Annotated in this window: 19 protein-coding genes and 1 tRNA gene; 19 read left to right on the plus strand and 1 reads right to left on the minus strand. The window is 38.3% G+C overall.

What is annotated here, in order from left to right:
- Positions 1-79: 79 nt before the first annotated feature.
- The 15 genes from A3223_RS08805 to A3223_RS08870 all read left to right on the plus strand — a co-directional run bounded on the left by A3223_RS08805 (position 80) and on the right by A3223_RS08870 (position 14,615).
- Complete coding sequence (locus tag A3223_RS08805) at positions 80-1,315, plus strand: M20 family metallo-hydrolase (protein ID WP_084109978.1); 1,236 nt, start codon at positions 80-82, stop codon at positions 1,313-1,315.
- 10 nt (positions 1,316-1,325) lie between these two features.
- The gene (locus A3223_RS08810; RefSeq protein ID WP_084109979.1) at positions 1,326-2,645 is read left to right on the plus strand and encodes an amidohydrolase; all 1,320 of its coding nucleotides are present in this window, start codon (positions 1,326-1,328) and stop codon (positions 2,643-2,645) included.
- A complete protein-coding gene (gene pepE / locus A3223_RS08815; protein ID WP_072594104.1) occupies positions 2,642-3,340 on the plus strand; it encodes a dipeptidase PepE in 699 nt (232 codons plus the stop codon). The genes A3223_RS08810 and pepE overlap by 4 nt, the downstream gene beginning before the upstream one ends.
- A gap of 14 nt (positions 3,341-3,354) precedes the next feature.
- Entirely contained in the window at positions 3,355-4,665 is a 1,311-nt protein-coding gene (dcuC, locus tag A3223_RS08820; RefSeq protein ID WP_084109980.1) for a C4-dicarboxylate transporter DcuC, read from the plus strand.
- Between the two features lie 11 nt (positions 4,666-4,676).
- A complete protein-coding gene (gene pepT / locus A3223_RS08825) occupies positions 4,677-5,900 on the plus strand; it encodes a peptidase T (protein ID WP_084109981.1) in 1,224 nt (407 codons plus the stop codon).
- A 59-nt stretch (positions 5,901-5,959) separates the two neighbouring features.
- Positions 5,960-6,949 carry an argininosuccinate synthase domain-containing protein gene (locus A3223_RS08830; protein ID WP_084109982.1) on the plus strand — a complete coding sequence of 330 codons (990 nt, stop codon included), beginning with the start codon at positions 5,960-5,962 and terminating at the stop codon, positions 6,947-6,949.
- 105 nt (positions 6,950-7,054) lie between these two features.
- Positions 7,055-7,131, plus strand: a tRNA-Met gene (locus tag A3223_RS08835).
- A gap of 423 nt (positions 7,132-7,554) precedes the next feature.
- Positions 7,555-8,958 (plus strand): hypothetical protein, encoded by a 1,404-nt coding sequence (locus tag A3223_RS08840; protein WP_084109983.1) that lies wholly within the window; start codon positions 7,555-7,557, stop codon positions 8,956-8,958.
- A gap of 100 nt (positions 8,959-9,058) precedes the next feature.
- Positions 9,059-9,925 carry an AraC family transcriptional regulator gene (locus tag A3223_RS08845; RefSeq protein ID WP_084109984.1) on the plus strand — a complete coding sequence of 289 codons (867 nt, stop codon included), beginning with the start codon at positions 9,059-9,061 and terminating at the stop codon, positions 9,923-9,925.
- 228 nt (positions 9,926-10,153) lie between these two features.
- Positions 10,154-11,023 (plus strand): aldo/keto reductase, encoded by an 870-nt coding sequence (locus A3223_RS08850; RefSeq protein ID WP_084109985.1) that lies wholly within the window; start codon positions 10,154-10,156, stop codon positions 11,021-11,023.
- A gap of 75 nt (positions 11,024-11,098) precedes the next feature.
- Positions 11,099-12,220 carry an alpha/beta hydrolase gene (locus A3223_RS08855; protein ID WP_257639282.1) on the plus strand — a complete coding sequence of 374 codons (1,122 nt, stop codon included), beginning with the start codon at positions 11,099-11,101 and terminating at the stop codon, positions 12,218-12,220.
- 95 nt (positions 12,221-12,315) lie between these two features.
- The gene (locus A3223_RS09675) at positions 12,316-12,477 is read left to right on the plus strand and encodes a hypothetical protein (protein ID WP_180378725.1); all 162 of its coding nucleotides are present in this window, start codon (positions 12,316-12,318) and stop codon (positions 12,475-12,477) included.
- 79 nt (positions 12,478-12,556) lie between these two features.
- Entirely contained in the window at positions 12,557-13,432 is an 876-nt protein-coding gene (locus A3223_RS08860) for an alpha/beta hydrolase (RefSeq protein WP_141081809.1), read from the plus strand.
- Positions 13,433-13,447: 15 nt separating this feature from the next.
- A complete protein-coding gene (locus A3223_RS08865) occupies positions 13,448-14,017 on the plus strand; it encodes a flavodoxin (RefSeq protein ID WP_084109987.1) in 570 nt (189 codons plus the stop codon).
- Positions 14,018-14,168: 151 nt separating this feature from the next.
- On the plus strand, positions 14,169-14,615 hold the full coding sequence (locus tag A3223_RS08870) for a cupin domain-containing protein (RefSeq protein ID WP_084109988.1): 447 nt from the start codon (positions 14,169-14,171) through the stop codon (positions 14,613-14,615).
- A gap of 590 nt (positions 14,616-15,205) precedes the next feature.
- Here the strand turns inward: A3223_RS08870 and A3223_RS08875 are convergent.
- Complete coding sequence (locus A3223_RS08875) at positions 15,206-16,954, minus strand: site-specific integrase (RefSeq protein ID WP_084109989.1); 1,749 nt, start codon at positions 16,952-16,954, stop codon at positions 15,206-15,208.
- A gap of 1,300 nt (positions 16,955-18,254) precedes the next feature.
- Between A3223_RS08875 and A3223_RS08880 the strand changes: the two genes are divergently transcribed.
- From A3223_RS08880 to A3223_RS08895, 4 genes are all read left to right on the plus strand, one after another.
- Positions 18,255-18,557, plus strand: coding sequence for a hypothetical protein (locus A3223_RS08880; protein WP_084109990.1), 303 nt, complete (start codon positions 18,255-18,257; stop codon positions 18,555-18,557).
- Entirely contained in the window at positions 18,535-19,080 is a 546-nt protein-coding gene (locus tag A3223_RS08885; protein WP_084109991.1) for a hypothetical protein, read from the plus strand. The genes A3223_RS08880 and A3223_RS08885 overlap by 23 nt, the downstream gene beginning before the upstream one ends.
- A 152-nt stretch (positions 19,081-19,232) precedes the next feature.
- Complete coding sequence (gene mobC / locus A3223_RS08890) at positions 19,233-19,595, plus strand: plasmid mobilization relaxosome protein MobC (protein ID WP_084109992.1); 363 nt, start codon at positions 19,233-19,235, stop codon at positions 19,593-19,595.
- Entirely contained in the window at positions 19,585-22,035 is a 2,451-nt protein-coding gene (locus tag A3223_RS08895) for an aminotransferase (RefSeq protein ID WP_084109993.1), read from the plus strand. The genes mobC and A3223_RS08895 overlap by 11 nt, the downstream gene beginning before the upstream one ends.
- Positions 22,036-22,045 lie beyond the last annotated feature (10 nt).

The raw sequence follows: 22,045 nt of genomic DNA on the forward strand, positions 1-22,045 counted from the left end.
CTTTAAATCATAAAACTAAATGTAAAATGTTCAAAGTAATAAATGTTTTTAAGATTGGTTTTATTTTTAAGGATTTATTATGATAAATTTTAAAAGATTTGAGGCGAATTTTAATGCTATAAGCAGATTTGGAGCATTAAAAGGTGGAGGGCTAACAAGGCTTGCATTTAGCAAAGAAGACTTGGAAGCCAGAAATTTTCTTATAAATTTAATAGAAGAAAATGGCTTTAAACTTAAAATTGACAATGTTGGCAATATTTTTGCCATATATGATGATGGCTGTGAGCCAGGCGAGAAGCCAGTTTGTGTGGGCTCTCACATAGATAGCGTGCCAAATGGTGGCTTTTATGACGGCACACTCGGCGTTATGGCTGGACTTGAAGCATTAACCTCGATAAAAGAAGCTGGCATTAAACTAAAGCGTCCGCTTTGGCTGATAAATTTTTGCTGTGAAGAGTCAAGTCGTTTCAAGACAGCGACCATTGGCAGCAAGATAATAAGCGGCAAACTTGGCCTACAAAGGCTTCATGAATTAAAAGACGAAGATGGCATTTCGCTTTTTGAAGCGATGAGTAAATTTGGACTTGAACCGCAAAATTTAAATGATTCTATTTTAAAAGAACACTCACTTCATTCATATTTAGAACTTCACATTGAACAAGGCCCAGTGCTTGAGCGAAGCGGCATAAGCGTTGGCGTAGTAAGCGGTATCGCCGCTCCTATAAGATTTGAAATTATTATTCATGGTAAGGCAGACCACAGCGGTGCAACTCCGATGAATATGCGTAGTGACGCGCTACTAGCTGCTTCACACATCATAATCGCTGCCAATAAATTTGCTAAAAACAAAAAAACAGCTGTGGCTACTGTTGGTTACGCACATGCAAAGCCAGGCGTTTTAAACGTCGTGCCAGGCGAGGCGAGGCTTGGAGTTGATCTAAGAGATATTGATAAGGCAAGCCTAGAAGAGCTAAATTTAGAGCTTAGAAATTTTATAAAAAAGCTAAGCGGTGAGCTAAATTTTAGTTATGAGATAAGAGAATTAAGTAGTGACGAGCCAGTAAAACTAAGCGAGCATGCTATAAATTTACTAAGCGAAGAGGCTGCTAAACTTGGCATAAAAACGCTTACTTTGCCAAGCGGAGCTGGACACGATGCGATGAATCTAACAAAACTTGCAAGTAGCGTTGGCATGCTTTTTATACCTTGCGTTGGTGGCATCAGTCACAATATAGCAGAAGCTATAAATTTTGATGATGCTTTCAAAGCTACACAAATTTTAACAAATGCACTAATTAAACTATCAAATGAATAAGGAGAAATCTATGGATAAGATAGCAAATTTGGCTCTTTCTTTAAAAGATGAGCTGATCAAGGATCGCAGGTATTTTCACTCACATCCAGAGACTGGTTGGTTTACATTTTTTACAACCGCTGTGCTAGCAAAGAGGCTTAGTGATCTTGGTTATGAAATAAGCCTTGGTGACAAGGTGGTTAAAGCTGATGCAAGGCTTGGTCTTGGCTCAAAAGAGCAATGCGAAAAAGCAATAGAAAGAGCCAAAAAGCTCCTAAGTCCTGAAGAGGCAAAATATCTTCCTTATATGAAAGATGGACTAACTGGCCTAACAGCCTTTATAGATACAAAAAGGCCTGGTAAATTTACAGCATTTAGATTTGACATTGATAGTGTTGATGTGACAGAGAGCGCAGACGCTGATCACAGACCTTACAAAGATGGCTTTGGTACAGATATCGCTGGTATCACGCATGCTTGTGGGCATGACGGACACATATCGATAGGTCTTGGTGTAGCAAAACTTATAGCTGAAAATTTAGATGAGTTTAACGGTAAATTTAAATTTATATTCCAAACAGCAGAAGAGGGCACAAGAGGAGCTGTGGCTATGGAAGCTGCTGGTGTGCTTGATGGTGTAGAGTATCTATTAGGCGGACATATCGGCTTTCAAGCAAAAACCAATAGAGGCATCATCTGTGGAACAAATAAGCTACTTGCAACTTCAAAATTTGACGTACATATCACCGGTCGTTCAGCTCACGCAGCAGGAGCACCTCAAGATGGTGCAAATGCCCTTTTAGCAGCATCTCAAATGGCACTAAGCATGCATGGTATCACAAGACATGCAAAAGGCGTGACCAGGATAAACGTAGGCGTTTTAAAAGCAGGTGAAGGCAGAAACGTCATCGCGCCAAATGGTTATCTAGCTTGCGAAACAAGAGGCGAGGATACAAATTTAAATGATTTCATGTATGAAAAATGCATGGATATTGTTAAAGGCGTTAGCCAAATTTATGGCGTAGAGAGCAAAGTCGTAAAAACTGGTGGCACAAACGGAGCCGATAGCGACAAAGAAGTAACTGAAATTTTCTATGAAGCAGCAAAGCAAAGTCCATTTATAGATGATGATAAGATCGTAAAAGAGCTTGATTTTGGTGCTTGTGAAGATTTTGCTCATTTTATGAGAGCCTTGCAAGATAGGGGCGCAAAGAGTGGCTATATGATGATCGGCACAAATTTAAAAGCAGGCCATCACAACTGCAAATTTGACTTTGATGAGGAGTGCTTGGTGGCTGGAGTTGATGTCTATCTAAGATCTGCTTACAAACTAAATGGAGTAAAAAAATGAAAAATGCTTTACTAATCAGTGCTTCAAGCTATCAAGATACTGGCTATTTAAGGCACTGCAAAAACTGGGTTAAGGAATTTTTAGGTGAATGCGGCAAGGAAGAAATTTTATTTATCCCTTACGCTGGAGTTAGGCGAACAAATGACGAGTATGAGCAAAAAGTAATTGATAGATTAAAAAATAGCAATATAAAATCAATCCACCACTACGAGGATAAAATTTCAGCTATTAAAAATGCTAGCAGTATCGCAGTTGGCGGAGGAAATACCTTTATGCTGCTTTACACTCTTTATAAGCTAAATTTAGTTGAGCCTATAAAAGAAGCTGTGGCAAATGGCGCAAAGTATTTTGGCTGGTCGGCTGGTGCAAACATAGCTGGCAAGACGATGATGACGACAAATGATATGCCTATTATCATGCCAAAGTCATTTGATAGTCTAAATATCTTCCCATATCAGATCAATCCGCACTTCATAAGTGGCAAGCTAGCAGGTCATAACGGTGAGAGTAGAGAAGAGAGACTAGAGGAATTTTTGATAGCTAATCCAAAAGAGACCATTTACGCACTGCCTGAAGGTACGGCTTTACTCATAGAGGATAGCGAGGCCCAGGTCATAGGACACAGTGAAATTTTAAAATTTGAGTATCAAAAAGAGATAGAAAAAATAGAAGTTGGAACTAAATTTAAAATCTAAACAAGGAGAGAGGTATGGAAACATTTAAGCTAATTGCTGCCATTCTTGGCATCGCAGCTGTTGTAGCACTTCTTATCTTAAAAAAAGAGACAAGAACGGTGCTAATAGGTGTTGGTTTGGTGCTTTGTTTAATCGCACTAAAACCGATGGGGGCACTAAGCGCTTTTACTGACTATATGACTAAAGCAGGGCTTATAAAGGCGATTTGTGCAAGTATGGGTTTTGCATTTGTTATGAAATACACAATGTGTGATAAACACCTTGTCGCACTTCTTACAAAGCCGCTTAAAAATGTGGGCTTTATACTAATCCCTGCAACAACCGTGCTAACTTATTTTATAAATATCGCTATCCCTTCAGCTGCAGGATGCTCCGCTGCTGTTGGTGCGACGCTTATACCACTTCTAATGGCTTCAGGTATCCGCCCAGCTATGGCTGGTGCTGCTGTTTTTGCAGGGACATTTGGTGGAGTTTTAAGCCCAGGATCGGCTCACAACGTCTATGTAGCTGATCTTGTTAAAAAAACGGTTGAGGGCTACACAGTTCAAGATGTCATAAAAGTACAAATTCCAAGTGCATTTACTGCTCTTGTTATCGTAGTGATCGCGTTAGTTATTGTTGCGATACTGCTTAAAGACTATCAAAAAAATACAAATTTCACTCTTGAAAGTAGTGCTGCTAGCGAAGAGAAGCCACTATTTAAAGTAAATTTCATCTACGCTATTATGCCTCTAGTTCCACTTGTTATCTTGGTTATTGGCGGAACAAGCCTTGCAAAAGATTATAGCTTTCTTGCGTGGACAAAGATGGGCGTTGCTGAGGCGATGATACTAGGTGCCATCATAGCTATCTTTGCTACACTTACAAATCCGCAAAAGATCACAAAAGAATTTTTTAACGGAATGGGCCACGCTTATGCCGATGTTATGGGTATCATCATCGCAGCTGGTGTCTTTGTCGCTGGTTTAAAGGCATGTGGAGCCGTTGATGTGGTCATCGCATGGCTAAAAACAGATCAAAGTTACGTTAAATTTGGCGGAACATTTGTGCCATTTATCATGGGTATAGTTACAGGTTCAGGCGACGCTGCTACATTTGCATTTAACGAAGCTGTCACAACAAATGCCGCTGCACTTGGCTTTGAACAAGATAAGCTTGGTATGGCAGCAGCTATTGCTGGTGCTTTAGGTAGATCGGCTTCCCCGATTGCCGGTGCTGCTATCGTTTGTGCAGGCATTGCGATGGTTAGTCCAGTTGAAATCGCTAAAAGAACATTTTTAGGGATGTTTGTCTCTGTTGTAGCGATTGCATTTTTTGTCATCTAAAAGGATGAAAAATGGATATCGTAGAGAGATTTTTAAACTATACAAAATTTAACACCACAACAAATAAAGAGAATGGACTAAAAGGTGTCATGCCTTCTAATCCAACCGAGTACGAGCTGGCTAAGTTTTTAAAAGAAGAGCTTAGCTCGCTAGGCATAAAAGATATCATCTTGCAAGACAATGCTATCTTGATAGCAAAAATTCCTGCAAACTGTGAAAATGCTCCAAGCATCGCCTTTTTTGGGCACTTAGATACAAGTAGTGAGCAAAAAAATGATACCAAAGCTAAAATCGTAAAATACACAGGTGGCGACATCTGCCTAAACGAAGAGCAGGGAATTTATCTAAAATTTAGCGATAACCCAGAGCTTAAAAAGTACGTTGGTGATGACATAGTCGTGACTGACGGCACTAGCTTGCTTGGGGCTGATGATAAGGCTGCGATCGCTAGCATTGTAAATATGGCTAGCTACTTTATGCAAAATCCTGATGTAAAGCACGGTAAAATCGTGATCTGCTTCGTGCCAGATGAGGAGCAGGGCTTACTTGGGGCAAAAGCACTTGATGTAAATTTGCTTGGAGCTGATTTTGGTTACTGCTTAGACTGCTGCGAGATAGGCGAGCTAATATATGAAAACTGGAACGCGGCTGACTGCACGATGTTCTTTAAAGGCGTTTCGGCTCATCCGATGAATGCAAAGGGCAAGCTTGTAAATTCGCTACTTCTTGCGCATAAATTTATCTCACTTTTGCCAGGCGGCGAAGTGCCAGAGTGTACCGAGGGTAAGGAGGGCTATTTTTGGGTAAAAGAGCTTAGCGGAAATAGCGCAAAAACGACGCTCAAGATCGACATAAGAGAATTTGATGAGGTGAAATTTCAAAAGAGGCTTGAGTTTTTAAGTGATATGGCAAATTCTTTTAACAAAATTTATGGAGAGCGTTGCGAAATCACGCTAAAAACACGCTATGAAAACGTCTTTAAATTTTTAAAAGATGAAAACTCACTTCCGATAAAACTAGCAAAAGATTCCTTTAGCGAGCTAAATATCACGCCAAATATAAAGCCGATGCGTGGCGGATATGATGGCGCTGTGATATCCGCAAAAGGTGTGCCAACGCTAAATTTATTCACAGGGGCAAATAACTTTCATTCCGTCTTCGAGTATTTGCCAGTTAGCAGTCTAAAAGCCGCAAGCGAAGTGATTAAAAAAATCGTAATTAACGCTGCTAAATAAACTTCATAAAAGCCTAGATTTAGTAAATTTAGGCTTTAAATTTTACTTTCAGGATAAAAATGAAGGCTTTAGCTTTGTTTAGCGGAGGGCTTGATAGCATGCTCTCAATGAAATTAATAAGCGATCAAAACGTCGAAGTGGTCGCACTTTATATGGATACTGGATTTGGCGTAGATGAAGAAAAACATGAAATTTTAAGACGCCGCGCAGCTTTGGCTGGAGCTAGTTTAAAAGTAGTTGATATGAGAAATGAGTATCTTCGTGATGTGCTTTTTAACCCAAAATACGGCTACGGCAAGCAGTTTAACCCTTGCATCGACTGCCACGGATATATGTTTAAAACAGCTCTAAATATGCTAAAAAGTGAAAATGCAAATTTTATTATCACGGGCGAAGTTCTGGGGCAAAGACCTATGAGCCAGCGCAGAGACGCACTCTTTCAGGTTAAGCGCCTAGCTGATGACGAGGATGATCTAGTGCTTCGTCCGATGTGCGCTAAGCTCTTGCCACCAACTAAGCCAGAGCGCGAGGGTTGGGTCGATAGAGAGAAGTTACTTGATATAAGTGGGCGCGATAGAAAGCCGCAACTTGCTTTGGCAAAGGAATTTGGCTTTGAGGACTTTGCAACGCCTGGAGGTGGATGTTTGCTCACTATTGAGAGCTTTGCAGTTAAGATAAAAGACTACTTGAAATTTGATAAAGAGATGCGAGATATCGATGTAACGTGGCTAAAGCTTGGTAGGCATCTGCGCTTACCAGATGGTGCAAAAATGATAATAGGGCGTGATGAGAGCGATAATAACGCACTTTTGGCTCATCCAAATGATAAATTTGACCAAGTAAATTTTAAAGAGAGCGATGACATCGTGGGAGCTGTTAGTTTTATAAATAAAAATGCTAGTAAAGCTGATAAAGAGCTGGCCGCAAGGCTCGCACTAGCTTATACAAAAGCAAGCAGAGAAAATAAATTTGAAGTTAGCGTCGCTGGCGAGAAATTTAGCATCACACCTGAGGATAAATCTCTAGCTCAAAATTATTTCGTGAAATAGACATTTTATTGATTCTTGGTGCTTTTACTTTGTGTTTGTAGATAAAGATGGTTTTTATCTACAAATAAGTTTAAAAATTATATAATCCGAAACTTATTTTAAAGTGTCACGGTAGCTCAGCTGGTTAGAGCGCTGGTCTCATAAGCCGGAGGTCGGGAGTTCAAGTCTCCCCCGTGACACCATAACATCCTATTTTAGGCACTAGCAGTGATGCTTTTGTTCTTTCCCTTTCTTTAAAATTTCCTTTAAGAGTGGAACACTTAGTTACTAAAGTGGGACAGTCTCTTAAAAATTCCAACGATTATAAAGTCATCACCCTTTTAATATCATAAAAACAGATTTGTTTTAAATTTCTACTCCTGGCTTTTTATCTCAAACTCCTTTAAATACGCACTTTCAACATCTATCATTTTAATATTTCTAACTTTTCTTTCTTAAAAAATAAACTTTTTACAAAATTTTGCATTTCTAGCTGAAATTTTTTCCAAAATTGGTGTAATTACTATAAATACTTTTTTTAAAAAGGAAGAAAATGAAAAAATTTTCATTAATAGCAATTAACACCGCTAGCACGAGAGAAAGTTTATGTAGTGAGGTGATTTGCCATGGCTAATGCATATAAAATAAAAGACCACAATCTAGTTATAAACGTAAGGTCAGATTTTTTAACATATGGTAGAGCTATAGGTAGATTTGCACATGCATGTCGTGAGAAAAATCAAACCGAGCATATAAAGTATCTCAACAAAAACCAAACCACTCTTAATCGTTACAAACTTCTAAGCGAGTTTAATGGCAATGGTAACATGAGAGATGCCAATAGTAAAGATGATGAGCTACATAATATATCTTTTGTAAAGAATTTACTTAAAGGTTATCAAGAAAGCTTTAAAGAGGACTATACCAAGCAGTCTTATACACAAAAACGAAAAGGCAAAGAAACTCCTATAAATAAGTCTTGGCGTAAAGATATGAGTAGCTTTTGTGAGATTATCATCACGTTTGGCACAGATAGAAAGAAAGAGCCAAAAGAAGGATTAAACAAAGAAGAGTCAAAATTTATAAATGAAAACATACACATGGATAGAGTAATGAGATTTATAAACGCCTACTGCGCGAAGTATGGCGCAAAGTGTCTGCTTGTGGCTGAGCATAATGACGAAAAGACCAAACACTATCACATCATCTTTACAAACTATAACTTTGAGAAGCATGCAAATTTGAGATTTAGCGGTAAGGCACAAACAGCAAAATTTGGTAAAGAGCTACAAGATATGGGAGCAGAGGCATTTGAAGGTCAGGTACTTCGTGGTAAACCAAGTAAAAATAGACATAAGAATTTAACCCAAATGCACCAAATAGCAAGTGAATATAAGAGCGAGAAAGAGTTAAAAGAGAAAATTCAAAAGCTTATAGAAGCGGAAGCAAATAAGTATATGCAAAAGAAAGAGCCTTTGTTGGGCGACGAGTACTTTAGGTTAGAGCCAAATGAAAAAAGAGCTTTAATAGTAGGTCTTAGAAATTCTGTTTTTGAACAAATGCAAGAAAGCATAACCATCACATCTGATGAGCAGCTAAAAGAAAAGGTAGAGCTTCTTGCTGGGCAAGTAACAGAACAAAACAAGATCATAGAGGAAGATAAAAAGAAAAGCTTAGAAGTCTTAAAAGAAAAAGAACAGCTAGAAAAAGAGCTAGATGATTTAAAAGAAACCAAAGCTGAGCAAGATAATGAGATAACGTATCTTAAAAACAGACTAAAAGCATATACTAATCAGCAAACAAAGATAGATGAACAAAATGCATTGTTAAAGAGCAAGGATAAAGAAAACCAATCTCTAGCACGTAAAAGCGAAAGCCTAGAAAAGGAAAATTCTACATTGAAAAACTTTAAAGGCCTTTTACTTGAAATAGCAAATATCAACCCAGAGCTAAAAGATATGATAGTAAATGAGATGCCAGAGCTAAGAGGTAAATTTACAAAAGATGATGCTGGGATGGAGATGGGGTAGAACAACCTCATCCAAATTTTACATCAGCTATTATGCTTGTTTATCCACATGTAAAAAGTGGCAAAATTTAGCTAAAATTCCAAAAAACTAAGGAGGCACAATGAGCAAGATAGATGAAATTTGCAAGTATTTGGACGCTAAATTTAGCTCAGACGGCAAGATACAAAGCGATATAAAGGAGCTATTTGTCTACCGAGCAAGCGTGCCGACCGAGTTTTTAACCGGCGTTTACGAGCCGGCGCTTTGCATGGTTTTTAAAGGCTCAAAACTGGCCAAAGTCGGTAATGATTTTTACGAGTACGATGAGCAGCGCTATCTGCTAGCCGCTACGCATATCCCCGCCGTTGCAAAGATCAAAGGCTGCCCGTATCTAGCCATAAAGATCAACTTTGAGCTAGAAGATATCTTGGGCGTGATCGAGAGTATAGGCGGCGCCGAGAGCAAAAAGGGTGAGTTTGCAGGGCTAGCTCTTGGGGTGGTAGACGATGAGCTGCTTGAAGCCGTATTTAAATTCATCCGTTTGCTAGAGCGTCCAAACGATGCTAAATTTTTAGCAAAGCTCGCGATAAAGGAAATTTTATACATACTCTTAAAGGGTGAAAACGGCGATTTCCTGCGCCAATACGCAATGCTAGAAACCATAGAAAACCGCGTTACGCGCGCTGCCAAAGAGATAAAATCAAACTACACCGAGGCGATAAATATCGAAAATTTAGCCAAAAAGCTTGGCATCAGCGCATCGTCGCTATATCATAACTTCAAGCGTATTACGGCGCTTAGTCCGCTTCAGTTTCAAAAAAAGATCCGTCTCGAAAAGGCAAAAAATCTCTTGATAAATCAAAATTTAGACGCCGCAGAGGCTGCATTTGCCGTCGGTTACGCGAGCCCTTCGCAGTTTAATAGGGAATACTCCAAGATGTTTGGCATGCCTCCTAAGGCGCACGTCTTAGCCATAACGGGCGCTTAAATTTAGTGCGAGCAGACCTTCTGTCTCTTTCGTTGATTTTATCTTCTAAGCCTCTTTTATCTAAATTTACATTTTTGACCCACCATAACTACAAATTTTGATCTAAATTTTGCATTTTTTATAAAATTTGCAGAAATAGGCAATGATTTTGTAGGATCGTTCTACCTCCTTTTTTTAAAAACCGTTATAATCATTTCAGTTTAAAAATCAAAATTACAAGGAGCAAAAATGCAGTATTTAACCTTAAACGACGGCAACAAAATGCCGATTTTAGGCTACGGAGTCTATCAGGTGGAGTCTGCGGAGGCTCAAAGATGTGTTGAGGATGCGATTGGCGTGGGTTACCGTCTCATCGACACCGCGCAGGCTTATCGCAACGAAGAGGGCGTTGGCGCGGCGGTTAAAACGGCGATAGCCGGCGGCGTGAAACGTGAGGAGCTTTTTATCACCACAAAGCTTTGGGTGAGCGACGTAAGCGAGGATAGAGCGCTAAAAGCCTTTGATGCGTCGATGAAAAAGCTAGGGCTTGATTATCTCGATCTGTATCTCATCCATCAGCCATATAGCGACACCTACGGCGCGTGGCGAGCGATGAGTAGGCTTAAAAAAGAGGGTCGCATCCGCTCTATCGGCGTTAGCAACTTCTACGCTGATCGGATCGTCGATCTGTGCGAAAACAGCGTCGTCATCCCTGCGGTAAATCAGCTTGAGTGCCATCCGTTTTATCAGCGTGAAGCGTTAAAACGCGTACTTGATGGCTACGGCATAGCATTTGAATCGTGGGCTAGCTTCGCCGAGGGTAAAAACGATATATTTAAAAATGCCGTGCTAAGTGGTATCGGTGAAAAATATGGCAAAAGCGCGGCTCAGGTTATTTTGCGCTGGCTAATTCAGCGCGGTATCGCCGTCATTCCAAAAAGCGTAAAAATCGAGCGAATGAGGCAGAATTTCGATATTTTTGATTTCGCGCTTGCGCCTGATGATATGGCTGCTATCGCTGCGCTGGATACAGGCAAGACGCTATTTTCCGACCACAGAGATGACAGCATGGTAAAACGGATTATAAACTGGATGAAGGATAATACGCCAAAACAATAAAAGCAGGCCTATTTTTCGATCACCGCGACCCGCAATGGGTCAAAAGACTAAATAACTATAAATAAGGAGCAAGCAATGAAAAAACGCGATTTTATGAAAATTTCAGTAGGAGGAGCAGTAGCTATGAGCAGTTTAAACGCAAAAGAAAACAATGCTGGCGAGAGGGTAGAAAAACTCAAAGTCCCATTCGCCAACCCGAGCAAAGAGGCTGCCGCAAATGCGGCTAAAAATCCGTTCGGCCTGGTTTACGGCGACGCGATAAGCAAAAACGAGGCGGGCAAGGTAAATTTGACGCCGGTAAGCTATAAATCTCGCGGCTTAGATATCGCGGCCAACGTCTATACGCCCGCAAATTTTGATCCTAACAAGAGTTACGCGGCCGTCGTCGTGGCGCATCCAAACGGCGGTGTGAAGGAGCAGGTAGCGGGTCTCTATGCGCAGCGCCTAGCGGAGCTTGGCTACGTCGCGATCGCCTTTGACGCGGCTTATCAGGGCGCTAGCGGGGGTATGCCGCGCAACGTCGATACGCCTGCAAACAGGATCGAGGATATCCGCGCGGCAGCCGATTTTTTGCTTAAATTTAAAGGCGTAGATAGCGACCGTATCGGAGTGCTAGGCATCTGCGGAGGCGGCGGATATACGCTAAAAGCCGCGCAGACTGATAAAATTTTCAAAGCCGTGGCGACGCTAAGTGCTTTTGATAGCGGACTAGCTAGGCGAAACGGCTTTTTGGATGCGCAAATTTCGACTATCCAGCAACGACTAAAAGACGCTAGCGACGCACGCGCCAAAGAGGTGCTAACGGGCGAGGTTGAATACGTGCCGGATCCAAATTTAACCGACGAGGAGATAGCCAAAATCACCAACGATCTTTACCGCGAGGGGCTAAAATACTACCACCGCACGCACGTGCATCCAAACTCCACCTTCGCCTACACCAAAAGCAGTCTGCTAGATCTCATGAACTTCGACGCTGCGAGCAATATGGATCTAATCAATCAGCCGCTTTTGATGATGGTAGGCTCCAAAGCCGACAGCGCCTATATGAGCGAGCGAGCTTTCGCGGGCGCTAGCGGTACGCAGAAGAAGGAGTACTTTAAGATAGACGGAGCGCTACATATTGACACTTACTATAAGCCCGAATACGTGGACGTCGCGATGAAAAAACTAGCCCAGTTTTACGGAGAAAATTTGTAAAAACGAATAAAAACAAAGGGTATGCGGTAAAAATTTTTAGAATTGTTTTAGCTATTTTATTCGCTTTAAATTTAAGCTCGGCAAAGAAGCAAGCGATGATAAATTTTAACGAGCTTCCGCACGCGGCAAAGCTTAGCGGGGCGCTTAGCAACAAACAGCTAGCGCTCGTTAGCTTGGCTACTTATGCGGCGGCTGGCGATGCGGACAAACTAAAAGTCGCGCTGCAAAACGCAAGAGATGCCCTAAAAAGTCTTTAGCGGTTTTTGGTTCTAGGGGTTAAATTTGAAAAAGTTTTTGATTTCGGCGCTATTTGCGGCAGCGTTAGCGGGAGGGCAAATGAACGATAATTTTACAAAAGAGAGCAAAATTTCAGACGTCGTCCATGATGCGGCATTTGGTGACTACGGCAGGCTGCTTTTTCCTACAGATGCTGGTTACTTTAGCGGCGGTAAGCTCGGCGAGCTAAATTTGACGTGGTACGAGCATATCGATGCCGATAAAACGGTTGAAATTTTAAACTATCTAAAAGATCGCGCCAAAGCCGGCAAGCAGGTATTTTACGATATTTACTCAAATACCGAAAAAGCCGCCGATCCACGTAAAAATGATACTGGGCTTTTTTATTTTAAAGGCGAGCGGGGCAAGCCGTTTGCAGTGGTGGTCGCCGGAGGCGGCTTTGCCTATGTGGGCGCGATGCATGATAGTTTCCCGCACGCGCTTGAGCTTTCTAAAAAGGGCTACAACGCCTTTGCGTTGATCTACCGCCCGGGCGCTAGGAGCGGGACGCAAGACCTTGCTCGTGCGATTAGCTTTATTTTTGAGCACGCAAAGGAGCTTGAGGTGAGAGCGGAGTTTTATTCGCTGTGGGGCGGCTCGGCCGGAGCTAGGCTTGCGGCGATGCTGGGAAGCTACGGCACGCAGGCTTTTGAGCAGGGCTCGCATCCGCGACCTGCAGCCGTGATAATGCAATATACGGGCTATTCGGATTTTACGCGAAACGATCCGCCGACCTTTGCCGTCGTTGGCGAAAACGACTGGATCGCAAGCCCCGGCGTGATGGAGAGACGGATACGAAATTTAGCCGCTACGGGCGTTAAAACGCAGTTTCGTAGCTACGCAAATTTAGGTCACGGATTTGGCTTAGGCACCGGCACGGCAGCACAGGGCTGGCTGGATGAGGCGGTCAAATTTTGGCAAGAACAGATGAGATAAAGGAAAGAAAATAAAATGAAAAAATTAAGCAAAATAATGGCTGGAGCGCTTGCTATGTGTTCATTCGCGGCGGTCGAAAGTACAGCAGGAAATATAAAATTTGAGCCCCAAAAGACGCTCGTAGTCTATTTTTCAGCAGGCGGCAATACGGCTAGAGCGGCAAATTTAATAGCACAAAATTTAGGGGCCGAGATAGTCGAGCTAAAACCGGTGCAGCCCTACACGAACGCGGATCTAAACTACAACGATCCAAGAAGTCGCGTTAGCCGAGAGCATGATGATACGTCGCTTAGGAAAGTGCCTTTGGCTAACGCTAAAATCGAAGGCTGGGAGAGCTATGATGTCGTTTTCGTAGGCTATCCGATCTGGTGGCACGATGCTGCGTGGCCGATCGACGAGTTTATAAAAAATAACGATTTTAGCGGCAAAAAGTTGATCCCGTTTTGCACCGTTTATAGCTCAGGGCTTGAAAATAGCGATAAAAATTTAGCCAAGAAAGCAAACGGCGGCGAGTGGCTAGCGGGGAAGTGCTTCGGCGAGAGGCCGAGCGAAAAAGAGATAAAAGAGTGGCTTGCGAAATTTTAGGCGACTTTTGCACTTTGGCTTTAAATTTGTGATTAAATTTAAAGCCAACATAATGAAGATTTCTTAAAATTTTAAATATGGCAGCGATTCTGCGTGCGTTAAATTAAACACACGGGAAAACATTGCGGAAAATATAAACAAAGGAGAAAGGATGCAGGAAAAGCAAGTTTTAGTTAAAAAGGAAAATCTCGCCGTCTATGACAAGGTGAGCGATAAAATTTTTGCAGGCGGACTGCCTAAGGTCACGCTACTTTTCGGTGCAACGCCTTATGCAAACGCAGGAGCATCGCTAGTGCATTTTCCGCGCGGAGTACGCACGGCGTGGCACACGCATCCCGCAGGGCAAAATTTAATCGTAACGCAAGGTAAAATTTACACCGGCACGGCGGACGGAGTCGTACAAATCGCCCGTGCTGGCGATGCAGTGCTCTGTCCGCCTGGCGTCAAACACTGGCACGGAGCTGGACTGCGCGAAGACGGCGAGCATATCGCGGTAACCTTTGAAAAGGAGGGTAAAAGCGCAACGTGGCTGGAGCACCTAGGCCAGGATGAATACGAAAATTTGATTAAAAAGGCGGAAGAGGTAAGAGCAGGCTAAATAATCAATACACGCTTTATATATTAAAATTATCAACCTCATATAAGCTTTTAACGAACGATAGTTAAAAGCTTCTAAAAAAACTTAAATATTTTATCAATAAAGATCATCTTTAGTAAAAAAGTTTTGTTTAAGCTGTATCTTTTCAAATAAAAATTTTTGCCCGTCTGGCCAAGACCTTACAGCAAGCTCAAACTGAGCTTGCTAAGTAAGTTTATCAACATATAAAAATGTTGATGCTTAATAGGGGTGAATCTAGATAATTAAAGTGTATGGTAGCATAATTTTACGCAATGTTACATAAGGTAAAACCACGTAAAACACGTATAGTGAAGTACGGTAAGGTAAAACACGTATACTAAAGTAAAACTATGTAAAATAGGTATACTTAAGTATAGTAATGTAAATTACGTATAGTAAAGTAAGTATACGTATTTTACGTATAGTAAAGTCACGTGAAGTATAGTTAAGTGAAGTTAGGTTAAGTATAGTAAGGTATAGTGAAGTAAAACACGTATACCTAAGTAAAACTATGTAAAACATGTATAGTGATGAAGTAAAGTTACGTAATAAAATTATTATTAGATATATTAGTAACTTACCATTTCAACTTTTGATTTTAAAACACTGGCATTTATATTTGTGGCATAGGTTCCTAATAAAATTTTATACTGTTTCTCATGTCCTACTATTTGAGCTATGATATTTGGCTCTACTTCTTGTTGGACAAGCGTATCTATAAAATAGTGCCTAAAAGAGTAAAAAGTCTTTTGCTTATCGCTACTTATTAGTTTTCGTTGTATTTGGGATCTAAAAATTTCAGAAAAGTCTTTATTGCTTACTTTAAAGATGCTTTTGTTTGTACTAGCTCTTTGTTTTACAAACTCCATTAGACCAAGCTCTATTAACTTACTATGCACTGGTACAAGCCTTATGGAATTTATGTTTTTGGTACTCTTGCCATCATCTCTATTTATGCTAAAGCAAAGCACATTATTGTGCTGCACAATGTCACGTGCTCTTAGCTGAACTATCTCATTTATCCTCATGCCACTATATGCTGCTATCATGGTTATATAGTATAGATCATTTGCACTTATGCGTTTACTCGGTGTTGTGTTAGTTTCTTTAAAATTTTGGACTATTTTAAAGATAGTATTAGCTTCATCTTTGCTGTAAGGTAGCACCTTGCGCTCCATTGGATTGATCTCTACTTTTATATTTAGATCATTTACGATGCTCTTACTTATATAGTCACTGTTATAGCAATACTTAAAGAACTGAATAACTCTTATCATATATTTTTGTATGGTTACTTGTGATAGCTTGGGATCGTTTTTGCCTAAACTTATTATCTGCTCTAAGCTTTTGTCTTTATATTTGGCTTTTTGATTTAGCTTGGTTGGTATGAGAGATAAAGTATTTCTAAATTTAAGTAGATCATCTCGCGATATGGTTGTGATATCCTTGTTCGGATGAAAAAATTTAAACAATATATTGCCTACAATATTTACCAGATCCATAGTGCTACTTGACCACTTTTGACTAACGCTAGTATTAGCTGTAAAATTTTCAAATGCTATTTTTAATGTGATGATCTCCCTACTCTCTACCTTTCTTTGACTAGGAGAACATGGTACTATCTCATATTCTTGTCTTATTTCATCATTTAAAATACCTACACTAAAGCTTTTATCACCTACTTTTATGCGTTTGCCTATGATGTGACTATCGCTAGTTAGTATCTGCTCTACGCTCCTCTCATCATCTTTAGTTTTTACTAGCTTAATGGGCGTGTTGAGTCCATATTGTTGCTTGGCAGTTGTCATTATGGCATGTGAGAAATTTTTAATTAAATTTTTCATACCTTCTTTATTGAGAGGTAGTCCATGTGTCTTATCAAGGGTTTCAATATTATCCTGAAAGCTATCTATATTGTTTGATTCAAATCTATGGTTTTCATCTTGTTTGTTTAAAAATTTAAGCTTTTTAGAAACAAGATTTGCACTCTTATCAAGCTTTGATATAAGATAGTTTAGTGACAATATATGTTTTTCAAGCAAGGTTTGAGCTATACTGGCTTTATCATCTTGATCTATTGCTTCATCTAAGTTATTAGATAAAATTTTGGCTTTATTTATCAAGGCCTCATTGCTTTGCTTGAGCAATTCAGGAAAGCTGTCATTTTTTAAGGCTTCTTTGAAGTGCCGATTTAGTGCATCTGCAAAGTCAATATCTATCTTTTTATCATAAAACGAATGCTCTTTTATGCTCTTGTCTACCTTTGCCTGCATAAAACTATCAACTAATGAATCTATAATTCCTTGATTCAATTTCATGTCCACTGCCTTTGTTATGAGATAAATATATCTATCATAAATTCTAGCAGATTTTCTGGCTTTTAATATGGAACAAGTCCCCAAGGAGAAACTTAGCTCTCTTGAACAATTAAAAACTTTTCTTGCTTTTGGGGTGATGACACTTCGGTAGTAATAAATTCCATTACGATTTTTTAAATGCACCATGCTTCTGTAGTGGAACAAAAGTGGGACACTCGACTAATGCTTATTGGAAAAAGTTGTTTGTAGTGGCGATGTAGCAGGGCTTTAAGCGATATTTTAAAATTTATCTCATAAGCCGGAGGTCGGGAGTTCAAGTCTCCCCCGTGACACCATAAATACCTAAACTACGATGTTTCTACAATATTATATTGCAGTCACCTTTCATGAAATATAGCTTAATGTTTGTAGCAAAATAAAATTTTATGTAGCAAATTCTTAAGCTTGCAGTAATTTTAACACGTTTTTGTAAAATTTTTAAAAAACAAGTAAAATTTTTTAACGAATAATCTACTATAATATAATCTGTCACTTTGCCGGGTTAAATTTTTATCATAGTTTAAATAAAATAAGTATAGATGTATAGTAGAAATGGCGTTTGTAGCTATTGAATATTGGCTAAAAAATATTTTTGATGATTATTATACATTCATACCCCTAGCGATAAAACACAAAATAGAGATAGGCTGCATAAGCATCACGAGATCCTGCGTATGTCAAATACTGGCTACCATTTATAAAGATAAAAGAGTCAGAGTATTTAAAGGCAAAATTTGAGAATTTGTTTGGAGAGTATTTGGTGCGCAATTGATGATGATGCAATAATTTTTATTTGGTAATTTTAAGATATTTGTTTCGATTCCTCATATAAATACTAGCATTAAGTAATTCATAAGTATTTTTATGCTATACAATCAATTATAAGCAAAAACCCCTTGATATATCGTGCTTTTTAAAACATAAAATCATTTTTTTATTCTACTTACTATCAAATTCATTGACTCGACTATAAAAAAAGATTATAATGCTCACAATTTTTAAAAATAAAATATTTTTAACCAAAGGAGGTTAAGATGATCAAAATTAGTTAGAAGCAGAGGTTCTGTTTAAGTGTTAGAAAAGAACCTCTACGATAAATTTTAGCGTTTTTATTGTAACCGTTCTCTACTTTTAAACTACTTAAATAAAAACCTTATCAACAACTACTATATTAAAGCAATGGGCACACTATAGGTATGTCTATTTGGTGAGATGGCTATTGCTGTCTTTATAAAATTTTAAAAAGCTATAGGAGAAAAATATGGCGAATAAAAAAATGCTTTTAAATGATTTAAAGGCTATCAGAAAAAATAAAACAAAACAGGAGATTAAAAAAGCATGCTTGGATGTCTTTTTTCCAGAAAAGGTAACATTCAAAGAATGCAAGTTACTAATCGAAAATCGTTATAGCGTAAAGCTATCAAATAAAGAGTTTTCCAAATGGAGGAAAGAGTATGATGCAAAAGACACACATCAAACCTCTTATACAGATCAAATTCCTGAGGTTAAAGAAGACGAAAACAACGATGAGGAGCTAAGTAATGGCACTAACAATCAAGAGTAGTGATACAGCAGTTGCGGCAAATGCCGTAATTGCACTACAAGAACATATCGAAATGAGCAATAAGGCTAGTGAAAATATTAGAAATAATATTGAACTTTTTAATCAAGCTGCAGATAGCTTTGATAAAAGCTTTAAAGAAAAAATAGAACTTATAGAGCAAGGAGGTATTGAACTTATAAATGCAACAAAAGAGATTCAAAACAACTTTCAAAATACTCTAAAGAGTGCAGATAAAACTATATCAAAGATTAACTCATCTTTTAGCTCTTTGATGAAGAAGATAGTATCTGCATTAATTGCCTTTGTATTTATAGAAGCAATCTTCTTTTTTGGCTACTTGTTTTATGATAGTCATAAGACGAATGAAACCAAATCTGCACTACAAAGCAATCTAGATAAAGCACTTTATGATGTGTCTAATCTTAAAGACTTTATCATCCATATCTACAACCAAGATAGCCAAAAAGCTAGCGAAGATTTTACTAAATGGCTAAACACAAATGGTGACAGCAGTGTTCAGTAGTAAGCAAATTTTTCTAATAGCAAGACACATACAATGTATGACACTTCGTTTTCATACTTTGTATAATCTTGCTCTGCCGAGGGCTACAATGCTAGATATAAGAAGCGTTAAAACGCTTCTTCTCGCTATCACATTTTATGAAAGGATATCATATGTCAAAAAATGTCAAGGATAAGGTGCTCTCCGCAAGGATCACTTATCAACAATACGATAAGCTATCTAAAATAGCCCTAGAGTTAGATATGTCAAGATCAGAAATCATTTCCTACCTTATAGATAATGGCACTGTAAATTCTGAATCCATAAAAAAGAAAGAGCTATATCCAGCAATCATTGCAAATTTTGCTAGACCTTTTAATAACATTAATCAAATAGCAAAGAAACTAAATATAGCTTATAAGACCAGTGGTAATATAGCTTTAGAAGTGATACTGCGAGCACAAGAAGATTTGTACAAAATCCAATCAGTGCTAACTGAAATTTTAAGCCTAATAAGGAGTAGATATGATAGTTAAGATCTCAAAAGGAGAAAAGGGCATAGCTGATTATCTAAAAACTGGCAAGAAAAGAGATTCAAAGCTAACTAGAGATGAAAAAGATGATAGATTGCCACTGGCTGGAAATTTAGATCTTATAGAGATGTCTGAAAAGTACCAGAGCAAGAAAAAGAATAAGAAACATAACTACTATCATATATCCTTGTCATTTACTTCAGAGGAGTGGAGCAGGCTATATGAAAGTGGCAATATAGATGAGCTTATAATAGATTTTTTGAGGCTCACTTTCCCAAATCACGACATAGATGAGCTACTTTTTTATGCTGAAGCTCATCTGCCTATAATAAAAGAAGAGCCATATATTCCTCGTCCAGAAGGGACGCTAGAAAACAGAGTATTAAATAAAAAACATAAAAATGGCGAACCGCTAAAAAGAGAGCCTCATATTCATCTAATAGTCTCTTTTGAAAATATGAAATTTACTCATAGTGTAAAAACTGGTGGAGTAATATATACAAAAGGTGCAGCCAAGCAACAAGTAAAAGCTATTATGGCTAAATCAGCAGAGAAATTTAAAAGAGTAGTTAATGACATCTTATCTAACAAGTATGGATTAAATAATATAGAGCCCTTAAGCATGGATGAAGACCAACTAGAAAAGCAATATGAAAGCTTTAAAAGTGCAGCACAAAAGGTTAAGAAAGGCAAAGAAAAAGATACGCTAATAAAGATAGAAACAGATGTTGTGATCGAGCCAAAAGCCAATATAAAAGAGCAAAATATAAGTGTTGAAGAACTACTAGCCGATGCTAAAAATTCTACAGCTGATTATCTATTAAGAATGATAGAAGAAGATGAGGGTTTCAAAAAAGACTATTATGATAGGGCAAAGAGACTTAACGCAGTGGATATAAGAGAATTTTTGCCTATGATCAATGCAAAATTTAACATCACCGCAAAACCTGAAATGGTAAATGACAAATATAAAGTAAGAGTGGATGGTTTTAATGGAACTTATAATCTAACTGATCTAATGTGTAAGATAGTCTATAATGGCAGAAAAGGAGTGTTATTTCACGTAGTTAATGAGCTAGAGCAAATGCTTATAGAACTTCAAGCTAATAAAAATGAGCCAAAGATAACATTAAGTGTAAGTAGTGACTTTGGCACGCCAAATAAAGACCCAAAGGCTCAAGTGTTAAATAGCTGGAAAACGATACAAATAGAGCCATACAATCTAAAATCAATACTTAAAAACTATTCAGCTATATCAGTGGCAGGTTTTAAAGATAAAAGTGAAGAAGCTAGCAGTATTGACAGCATAACTCCTACGCTTATATATGATATAGATAACTCTAAATTTACTGCAAATGATGCTCAAAATTTACTACAAAGTAAAGGGATAAAAGGCTTCATATACCCAACCACCTATCAAGCGCCAGACACAAAAGTAGAGAAATTTAAACTCATCATACCCACAACAAGAGCTCCAAGTTTAAATGAATATGATGAATACATAAAAGAGATAACAAGAGAGCTTGGGTTATATAACATAGTAAATAACTCCAGCTTGCATCCTAGTAAATTTCACTACACTCCAGTGCCAGGATCTGAATTTGTAAGCATTAGTGGAAAAACTTTTGATAATACAAGAGCCATTGAAGATGCTGGCTTAAAAACAGATATTAATAATATGGATATTAAAGCCATATATGAAGATTTACAAAATCTAAGAAAATATGAGCTTGGTTATGAAACAAAAGATACCAACTCACATATTAAAAGAACAAGCTACCAAGCTATATCATCAAAAATTCCGATAAAAGAGTTAATAGAATACTTTGACGAGAGTACTATGGTTAAAAAATATAAAGATTATCAAATGCTTTTTAATAATAACAGTAGATACCTATACTTGCCAGAAGAAAATACAGCCTACTCTTTTAACCAAAATAGACACTATACTCCATATATCTACATTAGAGATAAATTTTATGAAGCAACTAGAAAGATAAAAACTGGATTTTATGATGATGATCTCATTAAAAAGATAGGACTTAAACAAAATGAATATAAAGGCTTTGTAAAAGGTATCGATGATCATCTAGATATAAATAGATACTATTTAGCTTTTATAAATAGAACTGAAAACTTTAAAAAATATCTATCGAATATAGCTAAGACTAACTATAAAGGCTTAATTTATAATATAAAAACATATATGAAAGATTGGCAAGATATGCAAGGTTTTAATAAGCTAAAGGAGCGTTATAGAACAGATAAGATATATCTAACAGAAGATCATATATTATTTGGTTCACTAAAAATAACAAAGCAAGAGCTATACGATCAAGGACTTGATAAGAATTTTGGAGTAGAGCAATCAAAACAACAATCAAATGAGATAGAGGGCAAAGAGCAAAATGTGAAGTCAGAGTATGATGGTTTGGGAAGGTAGATTATCGTAA

The sequence above is a fragment of the Campylobacter concisus genome (assembly GCF_002092855.1).
In the GTDB taxonomy this organism is placed as follows: Bacteria; Campylobacterota; Campylobacteria; order Campylobacterales; family Campylobacteraceae; genus Campylobacter_A; species Campylobacter_A concisus_AI.